Origin of the sequence: Pseudomonas fluorescens (assembly GCF_902497855.1) — a bacterium.
GTDB lineage: Bacteria > Pseudomonadota > Gammaproteobacteria > Pseudomonadales > Pseudomonadaceae > Aquipseudomonas > Aquipseudomonas fluorescens_BI.
Genome location: NZ_CABVHU010000009.1, coordinates 209,415 through 226,448, shown reverse-complemented (window position 1 = coordinate 226,448; position 17,034 = coordinate 209,415). Strand labels below are relative to the sequence as shown.

At 57.3% G+C, this 17,034-nt stretch carries 16 protein-coding genes; 8 read left to right on the top strand and 8 right to left on the bottom strand.

The window, feature by feature from the left end; all coding sequences use genetic code 11:
* Nucleotides 1-82: 82 nt before the first annotated feature.
* Complete coding sequence (locus F8N96_RS19325; protein ID WP_150799148.1) at nt 83-1,141, bottom strand: phenylacetaldoxime dehydratase family protein; 1,059 nt, start codon at nt 1,139-1,141, stop codon at nt 83-85.
* 39 nt (nt 1,142-1,180) lie between these two features.
* Nucleotides 1,181-1,348, bottom strand: coding sequence for a hypothetical protein (locus F8N96_RS35075; protein ID WP_191630790.1), 168 nt, complete (start codon nt 1,346-1,348; stop codon nt 1,181-1,183).
* A 366-nt stretch (nt 1,349-1,714) separates the two neighbouring features.
* Between F8N96_RS35075 and F8N96_RS19320 the strand changes: the two genes are divergently transcribed.
* A complete protein-coding gene (locus F8N96_RS19320; protein WP_150799147.1) occupies nt 1,715-2,650 on the top strand; it encodes a helix-turn-helix domain-containing protein in 936 nt (311 codons plus the stop codon).
* A 258-nt stretch (nt 2,651-2,908) separates the two neighbouring features.
* On the opposite strand, the gene F8N96_RS19315 is transcribed toward F8N96_RS19320, so the two are convergent.
* The 5 genes from F8N96_RS19315 to F8N96_RS19295 all read right to left on the bottom strand — a co-directional run bounded on the left by F8N96_RS19315 (nt 2,909) and on the right by F8N96_RS19295 (nt 8,531).
* On the bottom strand, nt 2,909-4,183 hold the full coding sequence (locus tag F8N96_RS19315) for an OprD family porin (protein WP_150799146.1): 1,275 nt from the start codon (nt 4,181-4,183) through the stop codon (nt 2,909-2,911).
* Nucleotides 4,184-4,401: 218 nt separating this feature from the next.
* Entirely contained in the window at nt 4,402-5,790 is a 1,389-nt protein-coding gene (locus F8N96_RS19310; RefSeq protein WP_150799145.1) for a tripartite tricarboxylate transporter permease, read from the bottom strand.
* Nucleotides 5,787-6,263 carry a hypothetical protein gene (locus F8N96_RS19305; RefSeq protein ID WP_150799144.1) on the bottom strand — a complete coding sequence of 159 codons (477 nt, stop codon included), beginning with the start codon at nt 6,261-6,263 and terminating at the stop codon, nt 5,787-5,789. The genes F8N96_RS19310 and F8N96_RS19305 overlap by 4 nt, the downstream gene beginning before the upstream one ends.
* A 58-nt stretch (nt 6,264-6,321) precedes the next feature.
* The gene (locus F8N96_RS19300; protein WP_150799229.1) at nt 6,322-7,239 is read right to left on the bottom strand and encodes a hydroxymethylglutaryl-CoA lyase; all 918 of its coding nucleotides are present in this window, start codon (nt 7,237-7,239) and stop codon (nt 6,322-6,324) included.
* A 5-nt stretch (nt 7,240-7,244) separates the two neighbouring features.
* Nucleotides 7,245-8,531: a hydroxymethylglutaryl-CoA reductase, degradative gene (locus F8N96_RS19295; protein ID WP_150799143.1), complete on the bottom strand. Its 1,287-nt coding sequence runs from the start codon at nt 8,529-8,531 to the stop codon at nt 7,245-7,247.
* 138 nt (nt 8,532-8,669) lie between these two features.
* Here F8N96_RS19295 and F8N96_RS19290 point away from each other — a divergent pair, with 138 nt between their 5' ends.
* From F8N96_RS19290 to F8N96_RS19270, 5 genes are all read left to right on the top strand, one after another.
* Nucleotides 8,670-10,040, top strand: coding sequence for a PLP-dependent aminotransferase family protein (locus tag F8N96_RS19290; protein WP_150799142.1), 1,371 nt, complete (start codon nt 8,670-8,672; stop codon nt 10,038-10,040).
* A 151-nt stretch (nt 10,041-10,191) separates the two neighbouring features.
* Nucleotides 10,192-10,914 (top strand): GntR family transcriptional regulator, encoded by a 723-nt coding sequence (locus F8N96_RS19285; RefSeq protein WP_150799141.1) that lies wholly within the window; start codon nt 10,192-10,194, stop codon nt 10,912-10,914.
* The gene (locus F8N96_RS19280; protein ID WP_150799140.1) at nt 10,911-11,699 is read left to right on the top strand and encodes an SDR family oxidoreductase; all 789 of its coding nucleotides are present in this window, start codon (nt 10,911-10,913) and stop codon (nt 11,697-11,699) included. The genes F8N96_RS19285 and F8N96_RS19280 overlap by 4 nt, the downstream gene beginning before the upstream one ends.
* A gap of 93 nt (nt 11,700-11,792) precedes the next feature.
* Nucleotides 11,793-12,725, top strand: coding sequence for a 3-keto-5-aminohexanoate cleavage protein (locus F8N96_RS19275; RefSeq protein ID WP_150799139.1), 933 nt, complete (start codon nt 11,793-11,795; stop codon nt 12,723-12,725).
* Between the two features lie 157 nt (nt 12,726-12,882).
* On the top strand, nt 12,883-14,223 hold the full coding sequence (locus F8N96_RS19270; RefSeq protein WP_150799138.1) for an MFS transporter: 1,341 nt from the start codon (nt 12,883-12,885) through the stop codon (nt 14,221-14,223).
* Nucleotides 14,224-14,757: 534 nt separating this feature from the next.
* On the opposite strand, the gene F8N96_RS19265 is transcribed toward F8N96_RS19270, so the two are convergent.
* A complete protein-coding gene (locus F8N96_RS19265; protein ID WP_150799137.1) occupies nt 14,758-15,117 on the bottom strand; it encodes a DUF6124 family protein in 360 nt (119 codons plus the stop codon).
* 1,065 nt (nt 15,118-16,182) lie between these two features.
* Here F8N96_RS19265 and F8N96_RS19255 point away from each other — a divergent pair.
* Nucleotides 16,183-16,437 (top strand): type II toxin-antitoxin system HicA family toxin, encoded by a 255-nt coding sequence (locus tag F8N96_RS19255; RefSeq protein ID WP_150799136.1) that lies wholly within the window; start codon nt 16,183-16,185, stop codon nt 16,435-16,437.
* Nucleotides 16,434-16,766 (top strand): type II toxin-antitoxin system HicB family antitoxin, encoded by a 333-nt coding sequence (locus tag F8N96_RS19250; protein ID WP_150799135.1) that lies wholly within the window; start codon nt 16,434-16,436, stop codon nt 16,764-16,766. The genes F8N96_RS19255 and F8N96_RS19250 overlap by 4 nt, the downstream gene beginning before the upstream one ends.
* The last annotated feature ends 268 nt before the right edge of the window (nt 16,767-17,034 follow it).

The window sequence follows — 17,034 nt, the reverse complement described above, 5'->3', positions numbered from 1 at the left end:
CCAAAAAATGTTTGGGGGTGAGGTCTGTGTCAGAGCGGAATCCGGATCAAGACCGCCCGTGGACGCCGGGTCGCGTCAGACGTCAGGCTTCAGGGATCACCGCGTCACGCAACATGCCGGTTTGCGGGTGGCAGTTGATGTACTCGAACACTTGATCCTTGGCGTCGGATACCGAGACTTCGTGATAGAGCCGTAGCTTCGACAGGCTGGTGGCGACCCGAAAGAAGGTCACGAAGATCCGCAGATGGGTCGGATGGGATTCGGCCCAGCGCTCGAGTTTTTCCAGGGAGCGCCAGTGACCGATGTTGTAGCTCAGGTTCAGAAAATTGCCGTCCAGGTCGATGTAATTCACGAAGCGATTGCTGTAGCAACCCAGGTCCTTGCCACTGTCACGCAGGAAGTCCATGCCCGCCTGCAAAGTCGGCAGAATTTCGTTGAGATAGAGCGATCGTTCTTCTTCGCCAGCATCAGCCCAGTCCTGTCCGGAGCGGATCAGCGCGATATTGTCGTGACCCTGCACGACCACGCGCCCACCTTTGGCCGGGTCGCCCGCGATGACGGTCAGTTCGCCGGAAGGAGCCATCCAGTCGGTCTGGGAAATCGGGAAGCGGTCACGCATCGATCCCCAGTAACCATGTTCTTCGATGTCGTCACTGATGGTGTCCATCACGGCGCCAACGCCGGGCAACTCATCGCGAAAGCCATACAGCGTCTCGAACTGCTCGGCCCGCGGCGCGACAATTTCCCGAAAGTAACCGAGACCGTCGCTCAGGCGCTCCTGCGAGGACCACCATTCGATTACCTCAGGCGTGCGCAGCCAACGGCAATACGCGGCGGGGTCTTTCCAGTAACCGACGATCATCAGGTTGTCGTAACCGCTGTTGTCGGCGTGGTGGGTCAGGTCATGGCTCAGAGGGCCATCGGGCAAACTCAGGCTGGCGGCAATGTGGCGCATGGCGTGCAGGGCTGCTTCACGCTGGTCCTCCCCGCGGTATTGCACACCCCAATACCCCATCACTACTTGTTCCAGTCGCTCATCGGCGCGTCCAACCCACATGGGGAAGGGTGGTTGGTATTCATCGGGGACGCGACGAGACAACGTGCGCGGGCATTTGAGGTGCTTATCGATCGCAGATTCCATGGTGGGCTCCGTTGTTTTTTTTGGTATGCGGTTATCTGTTCAACGTTTCGACTGGCGCGGGTGACTGGTGGTTGGCGCAACCAGCCGACGCCGCAGCGCCAGAGTCCCCAGCTCTAACAGGTAGGTGGCGAACTCTTCAGGCGCCAAGTCGCGCATCTGCAAAAGCCAGGATGAATCGGACTGTCGCTGCTGCTCTGGCAGTTGCATGGGACACCTCATCAGTTGTGGTTGGAGGGGCACGGTGTGGGGTAGAAGTTAGGCGGGGACGACGCAGTACGCTTGGCTCGTAGGGACAACCGTTTGGCTAGAAAGGACAGGCGCTGAAAACAGGATTACGATGAGCTGAATTGGTGCGCGCACTCCGTCAGACGGCGAATGCATGTATCGATAACGGGCAGGAGAAGTGTTGGCGGGACTCGCCCACGCAGCCTCTATCCCGAGCGTGCGAGCGTCTGCCATTTCAGGCGCACATAACGTTGGCAACCCGAAAGGGGAGTGGCCTGCTAATTGCTAAGCAGGGAACCAACGTTACCGTCACTCTTATTGTTTCGTCGCCGCCGTGAGGTGAATGCCATGAGTCACAGCAATCAGTATTCAACCCTCGCCGTTGCAGCTCCGCGTCGCTTTGATTACTGGAAAGAAGTGGTGTGCCGTCACTGCCTGGCGGCAGACAGTAAACCATTGGCGCAGAGCGATTTCGACGGGGCGCTGGAGGTGCACGGCATGGGGCCGCTGGACATCTGTACGCTGTCCTCGCCACTGCATTTTTGGGAGCGTTCACCCCGGCACTTGCGCAGCGGTCCTGATGAGGATCTGTGGCTGGGCTTCACCCGGCGAGGCTTTGGTGAACTGGAGCAGGCAGGGCGCAGGGCAACGCTGGCGGCGGACAATTTGTTTCTTTATGACGCATCCCAAACATTCCGATTCAGCCTGGGTGGTACCGAGAACCACCTGGTCCGCATTCCGCGACAGTTGCTCAGCCAACGGTTGCCAGGCGTAGCAGGTTGCACCGCCGTGGTTTTGGACGATCGCCGTCCAGGGGTGATTCCGTTGCGCGAGATGTTGCATCAAGCGGCGAGCATTCCTGCGAGTTTTCAAGATGAGGGGCTATCCAGCCGCTTTTCCAACACCTTGCTTGACCTACTCGCGATTAGCCTGGAACTCCAGGACTTGAAGACGACCCATGACGAGCTGGATCTTTATGGTCGGATAATGAACTACATCCACCAGAATCTGACCGATCCAGACCTGTCGATCGAGCGCATCGCTCAAGTGCATTATGTGTCCACGCGAACCGTCACGCGCGCTTTCGCCCGTTACCAGAAAACGCCGGTCGCGGAGATCTGGAAAGAACGCCTGCTTGCGAGTCGCGAGGCAATAGAACGCGGCCAGGTACGCAGTATTTCTCAAGCTGCACTGGATTTCGGTTTCTCCGATTTCTCCCATTACAGCCATGCGTTTCGCAAGGCCTTTGGCGTGGCGCCTCATACGCTCCTGCGCCGGAATTGAGAACGGCCACTCACAATCCTCCCGAATCCAGACCTTAGAGCGTTGCCCACGCTGTCCCGCCCGGAATGTTGAGTGTCGGCGCCAGGGCATAAGCGGTCAGCGCCATCGCTACTCGAATGACGGCGCGGAGGCCAGATTCAGATTTCCTTGGTTATTTGGCCTCTTGGCGACAAGTGATGAACATTCAAAAGCGCCTGTTGAAGTTCATCACGCCGATTGTTGTCACACCTTCAGGTCTGTGAGTTGAACACGTGGTCGCTAAAGAAACTTGATCGGATAATTGATGATGAGACGGTTTTCATCGATGTCGTAATTGCTGAAATCCCGGCGTAGTGTTGAATTGCGCCAGCGCACCGACATGTCCTTCAATGGGCCGCTTTGAATGACGTAGGCCAGTTCGGATTCTCGCCCCCATTCCTTTCCATGGTCGGTGGCGTTGGTTTGAATATGGTCACCGCTGAGGTATCGATTCATCATCGTCAGTCCCGGCATACCTAGCGCCGCGAAGTCAAAGTCGTGACGAAGCTGCCAAGAGCGTTCCCGGGCGTTGTCATAGCTTGAAGTAAAGGTATCGTTTGCCAGCGGGTAGCCGGCTGTGCCGTTTACTCGCATCCAGCCCGTCTCTCCATACACCCGCTGTAAGCCCAGGTAAAAAGTATTAGCGCCTGTTTTGGCTGAAAGCATCAGCGAAGCAGTTTTGTTATCCATCTGGCCTGCCTTTGCAGATCCGTCTTCGTCGCCAAGAAAGAGCCCCAGATTTGCTCCTAGTTTCCATGAGCCAACACCTTGGTTATGGATCACATTCAAGTATTGCTGTTGGTAGATGTCATCAAGCTGGGCGTACCAAAGGCCCATCTGTGTGGCCTTGTCATTGAACTGGTACTCGCCCCCGGCGAAGTTGAATCGATCCGAGGTCGCTCCCGGGCGTCCAGCCATGAACATGTCATCCATGCTGGCGTCATTTCGAGGACTGTTGCCACGGAATTGGCCCGTGTAGAGCGTGAGGTTTTCCACTTCCCGTGATGTAACTTGTGCACCGCGAAAGGTCTGCGGTATTGAGCGACCATCATCCGAGCGCAAGATAGGGAGCAGGGGCACCCATTCGCCTATTTTCAGTTCAGTGGCGGAGTACCTGGCTTTCACCGCGACACCCAGGCGACCGAAATCGTCTGCCGGCCTGCCGCTATCGTGCACAGGAAGAAGTTGAGTTCCTGCTGTCCCCCGTCCACCGTCGAGCTTGATTGAATAGAGCCCCAACAGGTCTACCCCAAGGCCCACCGCGCCAGTGGTGTAGCCTGAGCGCACATCTAAAATGAAACTTTGAGTCCATTCTTCGGCCTTTCCCTGAGGATAGGACGGGTCTACAAAGTTTCGGTTTTGATAAAAGTTACGGAGATTGAGAGTGCCCGTTGTGTCGTCTGTCAAGCCTGCCGCCGACACCCCGATTGACGCAGTAGAACTCATAACGCCCACTGCTAATGGCCTCAAGAGGGTGGCAAGTCTCGGTGTCATGTTGCGTGGAAGGATTTTCATTATTGTTATTTCCTTTTTTTTGAGCGCAGTCTTCCCTCGCAGTGAAAGACTGGAAAAAAATACGGTTTTCTGGATATGGCTGGCGAAGAAGGACGTCTGCGCCAGAGTGTTATTGGGTGAAACGCCTAAACGCTTATTCCGTAGAGTTCAGCCAACGCACCCGGTCAGTCATGTGAATAGAGTTTCAATGCCTTGGCGAAGCCTTGGTTTGCTGGAAATCATGCGTGTATCAGGGCGACGAGGGCCGGAATCGTGAGTACGGCGGTGTAATAGCCCATGAACTGGACGCCAATGTTGAATCCTAAAAAGCGTGAGAGAAATCCGCCCAGCAGGCCGATGGTGATGATGACCAGCAAACCCAGGAGGCCGCCTTCCCAGATGCCAATCACCAGGATCAGGCCAACAAAAGTCGAGATCACGGCTTCGTGGCTGATTTTGCGCGACACATAGGATGCTGCTCTGTGCGCGTAATTCATGGTGAACGGGTAAGCAATCAAAATGGCAATGACCACCGCCAACATGCCGTACCCCAGAAACTCCCAAGTGCTGAGCAGTGAGTGCAAGTTGTGCACCTGGCCCGTCGCTGTGTCGACGCTGAAACGCGGGGGCGCATTGAAGAGTGGCGCTGCCGGGCCTGCGGCGACAGGGCTGAGTGGCAGACCAAACGCGATCAGCGGGATCAACGCTTCGGCGAGGTAAGTTGATTCAGTGACCCCGTTTCGAGCGGTTATGACTGTGGTCAAGCGGTGGTAAACGTGCTTGACCCGTGAACCGACGACTTCGCCCATGATGACGGTCATGGCAACCGGGCTGAACACGAAGGTGGCGCTGGAGACTACGGCAGTGACAGCCGTCCATATGCTCTGTTTGCTGTCCAATACCCTGAGCGGATTAGGAAAGAATCCGCCCCAGCTTTTTACGTCGGGAGACAAGGAAAAAGTGCGCACCTCCTGGCGTCGCATTGTTTCTCGCTCGGCCGGTGCGAGCATGGAGAACAGGGCGGCGATCAGCGGACCGATGGCAATGCCGAGGAAGTAACTGACACTGAGCTTGACCCCGTACTGGCCGGTGATGCTTTGCAGGCCCACAATCACCATCACGAAAGGGATCAGCGTCAGCACAGCCGCCATGCGGCCTTTGGAAAACCATGCGATAGCGACCGCTGCAAACAGGAACACCCAAGGTGCAGCACGCTTGATCATGTCACCGAACGGCGCGAGCATCACGGCGAACAGTACGGCCATCGGAACAGCAATCAACGCTGCAATGACCGCACCCGAAATCATCTTGCGCAGTGCAATGTGTGGTACGCCCAGATTGCGCAAGAAATTGGCTTCGCGCATGAGTGGCGTCGCCATGGTGTCGCCCGGAATACCCAGTAGTGCCGTCGGTACCGCATGGGTCATATGTTTGGCTACGGCGCCCGCCAGGAAGAATGTCAGCACACCTGCGGCAGGAACGCCCAGCAGAACGACCAGCAAAGTCAGCGGGGCGAGTGTAGTGGTTTCATCGCTACCCGAGATGAGTCCGATCCCGGCAAAAATCACCGCCCCCAGGATACCCATGCCCAACGCAATCAGGATCTGATCCAGCAATGGTGCGATCATGACCGGCCACCACTGATGCTTACCGCTCTGACATCGGCGGCGGGGGAGGCATCGAAGCTTTTCGCGCAAGTGTCCATACCTTTCTCGTAATCCGCGAACAGATCATAAAGATCCATTTCACGCAGTTCCGCTATCGTGGCTGGCGGCAGGTCAGTCAGACTGCCGAGGGGGCCGTATTCATTCTGCAATTCGATCAGGATTTTCGAGCGCCACGCCGGATCTGCCAGATGCTCTACGACATTACGCTTGGGTTTGAAAAGCGAAGCACTGATGGCTCCTCCTGCCAGGCAGCCAACGATACCCACAAGCATCGCGTACGCACGCGCCATCTGCAGAGAGTCTACCCAGCCGACAAACAGGTACTGCGCCAGGAAAAAAGCGCCGAGGCTGACGATTGCGCCGATGCCAATGGAGTAGATCAAGTGGCGACCGTCTACCGTGTCGCCCCATACTTCAAACAGTTCGGGTTTCATTAGGATTCTCCCACCGCCCCTGCGGGCTTTTATTGTTATGAACGTGAAGAGATGCGGCTTAGTTCGTTTCTACGAGACCACGTTTCGCGAGAAGGGCACGGGATACTCTGGATGCAGTTTCCCGTCCGAGTTCGGCATTGATGAACTCACCGATTTCGATCAATGCATCAAGATCGACGCCATGGTTCATGCCAAGGCCGTTTAGCAGGTAAATCACATCTTCGGTGGCAACATTGCCAGTGGCCCCTGGCGAATACGGGCAGCCACCCAAGCCGGCAACTGAGCTATCGAAAATCCGTACACCCGCTTCCAACGCGGCATGGATATTGGCGATAGCCATGCCGTAGCTGTCATGAAAGTGTCCGGCGAGAACGCTGACGGGAACAACCTGGCTACAGGCGTTGATCAATGTCTTGGTAGCCGCAGGTGTACCCGCGCCAATGGTGTCGCCCAGACTGACCTCATAACATCCCATTGCGAAGAGCGAAGCGCTGACTGCTGCCACTGCCTCTGGTTTGACGTGGCCTGTGAAGGGGCACCCCATGACGCAGGAGACGTAACCTCTGACCCGGACTCCGGCATCGCGCGCGCGCACCATCACTTCCTGATAGCGGCGCAGGCTTTGCGCGATAGAACAGTTGATATTCTTTTGTGAGAACGCTTCGGAGGCAGCGGCAAATATTGCGACCTCTCGGCAACCTGCCTCTATTGCTGCTTCCAGACCTTTCACGTTGGGCACCAACGCTGTCCAGGTTACGCCGGTGCGCGTTGTGAGTGATTTGAGCACTTCGGCAGATCCGGCCATCTGCGGTACCCAGCGTGACGAGACAAATGCTCCGGCTTCCAAGGTTCGCAAGCCCGCATCTGCCAGCATTTCCAGTAACTGCACTCTGATCTGAGGGGGAAGTGTCCGCTTCTCATTCTGCAAGCCGTCTCTTGCACCTACCTCAACCAACCGGACGTAATCGTCGGCCATGATCATTACTGCGCACGCTTTTGCTTGAGTAGTTCAGCCGCTTTGTCTGAACGTACATCTCGAGCCTCGACCATCTGCTTGACCAGCCAGTTGACCTCTGCGCCTTTGGCGCCAGCGGAAAGCGCAATGTTGCGCGCATGCAAAGCCATGTGGCCGCGTTGTATCCCTTCAGTAGACAGTGCACGCAGCGCGCCCAGGTTTTGAGCAAGACCGACTGCCACAGCGATTTCGGCGAGTTCCTGCGCCGTCTTCACCCCCAGGATGCGTAGCGACAGTTGTGCCAATGGGTGAGTCTTGGTGGCGCCGCCGACCAGGCCGACAGGCATGGGCATTTCCAAGGTGCCCACCAGATGACCTTTGCCATCTTTTTCCCACGTGGTCAGCGAACCGTAATGGCCGTTGCGGCAGGCGTAGGCGTGTGCACCGGCTTCCACCGCGCGCCAGTCGTTACCCGTGGCGACGATAAGTGGGTCGATGCCATTCATGATGCCCTTGTTGTGAGTGGCTGCACGATAGGGGTCGACGACAGCAAAGTTGTAAGCATCGAGGATCCCTTCAATGACGTCTTCACCTTTGTAGGCTGCGGTCGTGAGCAACTCAGGGGCAATACGGATCTGGGCCCTGGCAAGACGCAGATCAGCCAGGTTGGACAGAATGCGCAGCCGTACCTTGCCTCCGGTAATTTCTTCCATCAGCGGGGCAACCGCTTCAGCCATAGTGTTCACGGTGTTGGCGCCCATGGCATCCCGCACATCCACGATGAGGTGGGCCACCAGCATTGGTCCGCGAGGGCTCTGGGCAAAGGTGTGCACTTCAATGTCGCGACAGCCTCCGCCCAACTGGTTAAGCAGTTGATCCTTGCGGTTGGCGAGTTCGATGATTTCGTCTTTGCGACGCAAAAGGCTCAGACGTGCATTGAAGGGATCTTCGATCTCGACAATCTGCACCTGGGCTCGCATCAGCGGCAGAGAACTGGATGTCTGGAAACCACCGGCATCGCGCGCCAGTTTGGCCATGAACGAAGCAGCCGCGACCACCGACGGCTCTTCAACCACCAACGGCACTATTACGTCACGACCATTGATTTGGAAGTTGCTGGCGACGGCGTAGGGTAATTCGAACTTGCCGATCACGTTCTCGATCATGCCGTCGGCAATTTCCAAGGGGAGGGCGCCGGCATCGCGTAGCAGGGCAATATCGGCTTCTGGAAGTTCGAGCAGCTCTTGCAAGTGACTCAGGCGTTCGGCGGGCGACATGCTGCGGAACATGGGGAGGCGGGAGTCGATACTCATGTGAAGAGTCCTGGTGCAGTTATTGTTGTTGAATGGCTGTCACCCTATTCGCATGTGTCAGAGTAAAAAAGGTACAGTTTGGACAGACAGTACCTAAGCTGTACCCTCAGTGATTAATTCATTCAGGGGTTCTATGCGATGGCGCGGCTGACACTTGCCCAGCAACTGACGGCATCATTGGTCGAGCAAATCGGTAATGGCACCTACCGGGTCGGTGACCGGTTGCCGTCCCTGCGCGAGTGCATGCGCCTGTTTGGCCATTCGAAAAACACAGTGATCAACGCTTATGAATCGCTGGCCTCCCAAGGACTTGTCGAAGCGCGCCATGGGCAGGGTTTTTTCGTCAGACAAGGAGCGCCGAGCAGCAACGAACCGGAAGAGCCGCTACCTTTCACCCGGGCGATGGACACCATCTGGCTCATGCGACAGCAGTTTGTCCGTGAACCCGGTCACTCGCCACTCGGTGAAGGTTTTCCGCCAGTGGAGTGGCTGATGGATTTGCGTCTGGACAAGTTCACACGGCAGATCATGCGTATGGGTGTAACGACGCTTTTCCGATACGGCAACCGGCTGGGGAATGCCGCTCTTCGTCAACACCTGGTGCAAAAACTGGCAACCTACTCAATTACTGCAAGCCCTCGCCAGATCGTCACCACCCATGGGGCCAATCACGCACTGGACCTGATAATCCGCCGCTTTATTGCTCCGGGGGATTACGTTTTCGTCGAGGATCCAGGCTATTACCCGCTGTTTGGCAAGCTGCAATTACAAGGAGCCCGGATGCTATCCGTACCCAGATTGCCGGATGGGCCGGACATTGAGGTGCTGGAGCAGCATCTGCTTGTGCATAAGCCAAAATTATTTTTCATGCAGTCTGTTGGGCACAACCCGACGGGCTCCGATATTTCACCCGGCAAAGCCCACCGGTTGGTTCAGTTAGCGCAAGAGCACAACTTCATCCTGGTGGACGACGACGCTTTAGCAGATTTCAAACCGGCATCGGCAATCAAGGTATCTGCGCTGGATCAGTTGCGACGCTCACTGTACGTGGGGAGCTTTTCAAAATCGGTTTCTGCGGCATTGAGGGTTGGGTTTATCGCAGGCAGTAAAGACGTCATAGATGAACTGGGTGACCTGAAAATGCTGCTGCATACCAGCACCTCGGAGCTTTGTGAGCGAACCGTTGATGTCATTCTGATGGAGGGGCATTTCCTACGTCATTTGATCCGTCTTCAAGAACGGTTGAAAACTGCTACCACAGTAGGTTTGCAGATGTTGGATGAGATAGGGGCCGAGGTATTTGTTCGTCCAGAGCAAAGTCTTTATCTGTGGGTCAGGTTTCCTCACATTGACGATGCCAGGGAACTGACGCGACAACTGCTTCCAAAGGGTTTCATGATTGCCCCTGGACACATTTTTTCACCGGAGCAATCGCGTATAAATCCATGGACGAGATTGAATGTCGCGTATCTGAATGATCCATTGCTCAAAGCAGTATTGAGCAGCTGAGTCGAATGCCATTGTCGCGCCACCCGCGGCAAAAAATCAGCAGACACGCCGTAGCGTGCCTCAGGATCGACCCAGGCCAAAAATAATTTGACATATGATATTTGTGATCACATATTGGGCCCATAAGAACGCCCAATGTGAGCCATTACTCATGACAGATCGCCCAACCCTCCTGCCCACCATGCGCCAGGTTTCCCGCGATACCCTGCAGGATCAGGTCTACCGTCAGATCCGCGAAGCGCTGATGAGCGGCCGCTTCCAGCCAGGCCAGAAGCTGACCATCCGCGGTCTCGCCGAGGCGTTGGGTTCCAGCCCGATGCCCGTGCGCGAAGCGCTCAATCGACTCAGCGCAGAGAACGCCTTCGAAGTCACCGAGACCTCCCGCCTGCGTGTGCGCATGATGACCCCCGAACGACTGCGCGAAATCCGCGACGCCCGGGTTGCGCTTGAAGGCCTGCTGGCCGAGAAGGCCGTTCTGCTGCTCAACGACGCCGACCTTAAAGACATCAGCCACCTGTGCGACCAGATGCAGCAAGCCGCCGACAGTGTCGATGTGGCCCGCTACTTGTGGACCAACTTTGCCTTCCACCGGCGCATCTATGCGGTGGCCAAAGCCGAGCTGACCATCGCGGCAGTGGAGAATTTCTGGCTGCACATGGGCCCCTGTTTTGCGCTTGTCGCACCGGACAGGGCGCACCTGCAGCGCTCGATGGAAGCGCACAACCGCATCGTCGAGGCCCTGGCCGCGCGCGATGGGGCCGCGGCCCGGGCGGCAGTCACCGACGACATCATGCAGGCGGCCGACTCCCTGGCACGCCTGATCGTCAAGGGCGACCGTTCACGGTCGCCGGTTTCTGGAGTAAAGAAAGCATGAGCGTTCTCAATCGACTGATTCCCTATACCGGCCTGCGGGTGCTGATCTCTGGCGGCGCAGCCGGGATCGGTGAAGTACTGGCAGCGGCTTACATGGAGGCGGGTGCAAAAGTGCATGTGTGTGACGTCAGCGAAGCCGCCATTGCAGCGTTCCGCGACCGTTACCCGGACAGCGTCGCCACCCGTGCCGACGTGGGTGACCCGGCGCAGATCGAAGCGGTGTTCAAGGTTCAGCGCGAACAGTTCGGTGGTCTCGATGTCCTGGTCAATAACGCCGGGATCGCCGGGCCGACCGCCGGGATCGATGCGGTCACCGACGAGGAATGGCAGCGCACCATCGACATCAACCTTACTGCGCAATACCGCTTTGCCCATCACGCGGTGCCACTGCTCAAGGCGTCACCCAACGCGCATCTGATCCACATCGCGTCGGTGGCCGGTCGCTTGGGTTACGCCTGGCGCACACCGTACGCCGCGACCAAGTGGGCCATCATTGGCTTGATGAAATCCCTGGCGTCCGAGTTGGGTGAAAGCGACATCCGCGTCAATGCCTTGCTGCCCGGCATCGTCGAAGGCCCGCGCATGGACGGGGTGATTCGCGCCCGTGCCGAGCAGATGAACGTGCCTGAAGCCGAGATGCGTGAGGAGTACCTGAAGAAGATCTCGCTCAAACGCATGGTCACCGCCGAGGACGTGGCCGCCATGGCGCTGTTCCTGTGTTCCCCCGCCGCACGCAACGTGACCGGCCAGGCTATCAGTGTGGATGGCAACGTCGAGTACCTCTAAGCGTCTCGACTTCAGTTACACCAACGGCCGGACATAATCCGCGTCGAGTGACCCCAACAACTTTCTCGCCAAGAACAAGAACGGAGAACACTCATGTCCAAAAATCGCCCGATCATCATCACCTGCGCCGTCACTGGTGCCATCCATACGCCTTCGATGTCGCCACATTTGCCGATCACGCCGCAGGAAATTGCCGACGCCGCCATCGGTGCCGCCGAGGCCGGCGCATCGATTGTGCACCTGCATGCCCGCGATCCGATCGATGGGCGGCCGAGTCAGGATGTCGACCTGTTCCGTCAGTTCCTGCCGCAAATCAAGGCCAAGAGCGATGTGGTGATCAACATCACCACCGGCGGCGCGCCGACCATGGGCGTGGAAGAACGTCTGCAGCCTGTGGCACAACTCAAGCCGGAACTGGCGTCGCTGAACATGGGATCGATGAACTTCGGGCTGTACGAAATGCTCGATCGTTTCACCGAGTTCAAGCACGACTGGGAGCGGCCATACCTGGCCGAGAGTGACGACCGGATCTTCCGCAATACCTTCCGCGACATCGCCCACATTCTCAACGCCTGTGCCGAGAACCGCACCCGCTTTGAAATCGAATGCTACGACATCGGCCATCTGTACACCGCCGCGCACTTCCTGCAGCGCGGGTTGCTCAAGGCGCCGATTTTCATTCAGTCGGTGTTCGGTCTGCGCGGCGGTATCGGTGGGCATCCCGAGGACCTGGCGCACATGCGCCGTACGGCCGACCGCCTGTTCGGCGACGCTTATCAATGGTCGATTCTCGGCGCCGGTCGTAATCAGATTCCCCTGGGCACCATGGGCCTGGCGATGGGCAGCCATGTACGCGTCGGCCTCGAGGATTCATTGTGGGACGGGCCGGGCAAACTGGCCGCGTCCAATGCCGATCAGGTCAAGCGCATTCGCACGGTGATCGAAGCCCTGGGCGGGCGCGTGGCGACCCCGGATGAGGCGCGGGAAATGCTCGATCTCAAGGGCAAGGACCAGGTCGATTTTTAATAGCGTTGTCATGATGGCGCCGGCCTGGGTGGTCGGCGCCTGGTGTTGACAACGAAACCTGTCCTCTTCATAAAAACAGTCAGCTCAGCTTTTTTTGCTCACGGCGGCCAGCGTTGCCGGGACTTCTCTACAGCTGTAGCTGCAAGAGGTTTGCGCGATGACAATAACAAGAAACATCGAAATACCTGATGCCCCCCGAGACGCGGCGACGCTGAACAAGTTGATGTTCGTCAAGCTGATGCCATTGCTGATTGCGGCCTACGTGCTGAGCTTTCTTGACCGGACCAACATCGCGTTGGCCAAGCATCAACTGGATATCGATCTGGGCATTTCCGCTGCCGCCTATGGGCTGGGCGCCGGGTTGTTCTTTCTCACCTATGCGCTGTCGGAAGTGCCCAGCAACCTGATCATGCACAAGGTTGGCGCGCGCTTCTGGATTGCGCGGATCATGGTCACCTGGGGTCTGATCTCGGCGGCGATGGCGTTTGTCCAGGGCGAAACGTCGTTCTACGTGTTGCGCCTGCTGCTGGGCATTGCCGAAGCGGGTCTGTTTCCTGGCGTCATGCTGTACCTGACGTACTGGTTCGGCCGCGAACAACGGGCCCGGGCCACCGGTTATTTTCTGTTGGGTGTGTGTTTTGCCAACATCATCGGTGGGCCGCTGGGGGCCGCGCTCATGCAACTGGACGGTGTGTGGGGCTGGCGTGGCTGGCAGTGGATGTTCATGCTCGAAGGCCTGCCTGCGGTGTTCTTCGCCATGGTGGTCTGGAAAAAATTGCCGGACCGTCCAAGCAAGGCGCCCTGGCTGAGCGCCGCCGAAGCCGAGCAGATCGAGCGTCGGTTGGCCGCTGAAGCGGAGGAGGGCGCAGGCCCTGGCGGTCACTCGTTCAAGCAATGCCTGACGCCGCAGATTCTGTTGGCGATCCTGGTCTACTTCTGCCACCAGATCACGATCTACACGGTGATCTTTTTCCTGCCCGGCATCATCGGCAAATACGGCGAGCTGAGTACTTTGCAGATCGGCTTGCTGACCTCTCTGCCTTGGCTGGCGGCGGCAGCGGGCGCTATCGCACTGCCCCGATTCGCCACCACGCCGGCGCGTGCCCGGCAAATGCTGGTAGCGGGTTTGCTGACCATGGCCGCAGGCCTGGGAATCGCCTCGCTGGCGGGACCGGTGATCAGTCTGCTGGGCTTCTGCATATCGGCGGTGATGTTCTTCGTCGTGCAGTCGATCATCTTTCTCTACCCCGCTTCGCGACTCAAGGGCGCAGCGCTCGCCGGAGGGTTGGGATTCGTCAACTCGTGCGGCCTGCTGGGCGGTTTCGTCGGCCCCTCCGTGATGGGGTTGATCGAGCAAAGTACCGGCAATGCGATGAACGGCATGAAAATCGTGGCGATTATCCTGGTGCTCGCGGCGATGGCGGCATTGCGTTTGCGTCAGGGCCATGAGCACAAGGTGGATAAACAACGGCTGCAAGGCCGGCGACAGCCTGTATGAGTGCGCGCTGACAACAATGCTGCCGGTCAGGGGTGGGAGTGGTCGTGGTATCTGCGACATTTCCACCCCGGTTTCCCATCGGACTGGGCACTGTTGAATTTGCCTTATGCCCCGGTCCTGCCATTTGAGATTCGACCCAAAATCGTGATTGGTTTGTTTTTTGTTCTTAAAGCACCCTTATTGGTTAATGCCAGTCAGTTAAGCCCTTGTAGGAGCGAGCTTGCTCGCGATGGACATGCGGGCGACGCGTTTATCCAGAAGATACGCGTCATCGTTAACGTCCATCGCGAGCAAGCTCGCTCCTACAATTTCCTTAACTGATCGGCATTACCCTTATTGGTGCTTTTTTCTTGTTTTTTTAAACCCGTTTGGGGTCGGTGAATTATGTTCGGGAATGAGTTCCAACTGCGAACCGTGCCGAGTATCTGGTCAGACGAATCGGCCTTGGTGCAGCTTGGCAGAATGCGGCCCCGAAAAAAAAGAGACCGCAGCACAGACCGCAGGGCTTACTCATTCTGCCTCAGCCAACCCCACCTACTCGCGCGGATCGATCTGATCCAGCACTCGGTTCGCCGTGATTTCTGCCAGCATGATGCTATTGGAAATGCCCAACAAGGCGTGACGCGACCCTCCGTCCAGATGATCCACCAGGTGGTGAACCATCACATCGACCGAGGCCAGCGTTTCAACCAGATAAACCATGAGGGTTTCGGTCGTCGCCTCTGGGTCGACGGTAAACAGGGTGCTGGGTGTACGAGGCGTGGCTTTGATGTCGGCAATCGACGGAACGTGAAAATAAGCAGCCTGCTCGGCAGACTCGTTGGACGTGTTTGCATCGGATTCGTGCAGAGACGCCGAATCGATGTCTGGCGGATTGGGTGAAGGTTTCTTCATATGCTGAGTTTCCTGATTGAGTGCCAACCCTTTAGCGACTAAACAAAAGGGAGGCAGCTGTACGCAGGTTAGTCGACCGGGAAACTCAGAAATCCGGCGCGCCCGAAGGCGCCCTACGTACAGCCACCATCAAGTACAGGCAGTAAAAGACCTGCATGACAGATGCACGCACAACCGAGTTAACGCGGGCGACTAAACCCGATCACTGATGGGCAGTGACGCGAATCAAGTTACCTAGCGGCCACAAGGCGCACAAGCCGGCGGATTCTGGCGTAACCGTAGGCAACGGCGCAAGGTGTTGTAGCTTTCAGGAGGTAAGCAGTAGGGCGCTTAAACGCGCGCGTTGCGCGGATGTTTAATTTGCGCGCGAACATGACGGCACGCCTTATTTTCGCAAGACAGGAGACCAGGCGGTGAGCCAACGGATTCATATCAGCGGAGCTTCAGGGGCAGGCGTGAGCACGTTAGGAGCAGCATTGGCAGAAAGGCTTCACATACCCCATGTTGATGTCGATGATTACTATTGGTACCCGACGGATCCGCCCTTTGAAAAATCACGTCCGCCTGAAGAAAGACTTGTTCTGTTGAAACGAGCGCTAGCCGATCTCCCTTGGGCATTGTCCGGATCATTAGATGACTGGGGGGCGAGGTGATTCAATGCGCTGATCTGGTGGTATTCGTTGACACTCCGACACCGCTCCGTATGGAGCGCTTGAGGTCACGCGAATCACGACGGTATGGCCAGCGCATTTTGCCTGGCGGCGATATGTATGAGAACCACCAGAAATTTCTCACTTGGGCGCAAAGCTATGAGGCGGGCAGTCGAGCGGGCCGTAGCAGACCTAGACATGAGCTGTGGCTCAAGCACTTGACTAAACCAACCCTCAGATTGAGCGGAGAGATCGCGATCGCAGAAATGGTGATGACTGTAGTCGCGGCGATTTCAGATTTGACTCACCTGGAATCAACAAGCGATTGAATCGCTCCAGTCCCGAAAAATCAGTCCCCATTGGTCCGTTTGGGATGGATTAGCTTGTGCTATCTTTTTTTGATAGCATAAGGCGCATGAAGAATAGGCACCGAAAAACTCTGGAAGCTATCTACCGCACGCCAACCAGCGCTGCGGTGGTTTTTTCTGACATAGAGACCTTGGTCATTCATCTGGGCGGCCAGGTGCTGGAACGCGAAGGCTCGCGGGTCAAGCTCGTACTGAGAGACGCGCAATGGCGCTGCCATCGGCCGCACCCAGGTAAAGAAGCCAAGAAGTATCAGGTAGAAGAGGCTCGCGAGTTTCTTCAGCGAGCAGGAGTTGAGCTATGAACAGCATGACCTATAAGGGCTATACGGCCCGAGTCGAGTTTGATGAGCGGGACGACATCTTCGTCGGCCGAGTGTTGGGTGTGCGTGACATCATCAGCTTTCACGCCGACTCAGTGGCTGAGCTGCGCGCCGAGTTTGCTGCCGCTGTTGAGGATTATTTGGCAGACTGTGCGGAGCAAGGGCTCAACCCTGAGAAACCAGCCTCTGGGAAAGTGATGCTGCGCATTCGCCCCGAAGTGCATGCTGCCGCCACCATTGCCGCCCAATCCGCCGGCAAGAGCCTGAACCAGTGGGCTGACGAAGTGTTCGAACGCGCCACGCACGCGTGATGCCGGTGAAAGCTTCTGCCCGCGGACTTGTCTGAAGTTCACTGTCCGGAACCCACGCCGATTCAGTGGCCGAGCTGCACGCCGTGTTTGCTGCCGCTGTTGAGGATTATTTGGCGGACTGTGCTGAGCAAGGGCTCAATTCTGATAAGCCAGCCTCTGGGAGTGATACTGCGCATTCGTCCTACAACCTGATTTCTTCGCCACAATGAAGCCCACCAACGAGCGGGCTTTTTGTCGGGGGCGCCAGGCATGGCGCGATGCGCGCAAG